Origin of the sequence: Pseudoalteromonas sp. SG44-17 (genome assembly GCF_014164235.1) — a bacterium.
GTDB classification, from domain to species: Bacteria; Pseudomonadota; Gammaproteobacteria; order Enterobacterales; family Alteromonadaceae; genus Pseudoalteromonas; species Pseudoalteromonas rhizosphaerae.
Genome location: NZ_JACJEV010000098.1, coordinates 1 through 558, shown reverse-complemented (window position 1 = coordinate 558; position 558 = coordinate 1). Strand labels below are relative to the sequence as shown.

Sequence of the window (558 nt, the reverse complement as noted above, 5' to 3'; positions counted from 1 at the left end):
AACTTAGAAAAATCCAAGCAACTTTTAGCTTTATCACGTAAAGAGCCTAATGCAAGAAAGCGCATACGCCTGCTTGCTGTTTCATTATTCTTTGAGGGTGAAAACAGAACGAATATTGCTAAGCGCCTAAATACAGCGCGCGGCAGTGTCATTAAATGGGTTTCAAACTACCTTAACAATGGCGTTGCTGGCTTGAACAACAAACCGATTAAAGGTCGTCCAGCTAAATTAACCTCACAACAACTAAATACACTGTCAGATTATGTAAAACAGTCAGCAAGTTCTTCAGAAGGAGGCAGACTAATGGGGGAAGATATTGCTCAGTATATTTATGACCAGTTCAACATTAGATATCACACCGATCATATTTACAAACTGCTCAAGAAGCGTCGGTTTCGCTGGATCACAAGCCGTTCTAAGCACCCAAAGCAGTCAAAGCAGTCAAAAGAAAGCCAAGAGGCTTTTAAAAAAGTTCCAAGTGGAAACGATCCTTCACACCCCAGGACATCTCCCTTTAGAGCGCATTGATGTTTGGTTTCAAGATGAAGCACGGTTTGG

General features: G+C 41.6%; 1 protein-coding gene. It reads left to right on the top strand.

The features are described from left to right. On the top strand, window positions 1–528 hold a 528-nt coding region (locus H5182_RS22065), incomplete at its 5' end, for a helix-turn-helix domain-containing protein (RefSeq protein ID WP_182760661.1). Between the last annotated feature and the right edge of the window lie 30 nt (window positions 529–558).